The sequence below is a fragment of the Frankia sp. CcWB2 genome (assembly GCF_977927585.1).
Genome location: NZ_CDWRCM010000120.1, coordinates 1 through 642, shown reverse-complemented (window position 1 = coordinate 642; position 642 = coordinate 1). Strand labels below are relative to the sequence as shown.

At 74.1% G+C, this 642-nt stretch carries 1 protein-coding gene; it reads right to left on the bottom strand.

Annotation, left to right across the window (positions count from 1 at the left end; translation table 11 throughout):
- Window positions 1-597, bottom strand: a 597-nt coding sequence (gene pgk, locus ACY45C_RS13580; protein WP_462187976.1) for a phosphoglycerate kinase, incomplete at its 3' end; no start/stop codon positions are given.
- Between the last annotated feature and the right edge of the window lie 45 nt (window positions 598-642).

Sequence of the window (642 nt, the reverse complement as noted above, 5' to 3'; positions counted from 1 at the left end):
GTAGGGACGCGCCGGGTCGCTGCTGAGCCGGCGGAGCACCTCCAGCTCGGTGAGCACGAGCCGGCCCGCGGCGTGCGGCAGCCGCTTCGGGACGTCGGCGACGCTGGCGTGGGCCCGGTGGACCGCGCCGAAGGCGTCCCCGACGTAGAACTCGGCGAGCGCCGACAACTCGTCGGCGAAGGCCGCGCGGATCGCCGCGTCCTTGCTGGTCTCCCCGGCGGCGAAGCGCAGGTTCTCCAGCAGCGCCACCTCGCCGTCCCCGAGCCCGGCGACCACCTCGCGGGCATGCGCACCGGCGATGTCACCGCTGCCGTCGCCGGCGAACGCCACCGGCCGGCCCAGCAGCTCGGCGAGCCGACCCGCCACCGGCTCCAGGGAGTACTTCGGGTCCGGTTCGCCCTTCGGCCGGCCCAGGTGCGAGCTCACGACCACCCGGGCGCCCCGGTCCAGCAGTGCGGCGATGGTCGGGACGCTGGCGCGGACCCGGCCGTCGTCGGTGATGCGCGGGGTGTCACCGGAACGGTCCAACGGCACGTTCAGGTCGCTGCGGACCAGCACCCGGTGCCCGGCGACCTGCAGGTCGTCGATCGTCCTCACGCTTCGTTACTCCATCGGGGAGAGAAATTGTCGAGGAAGGGCCGG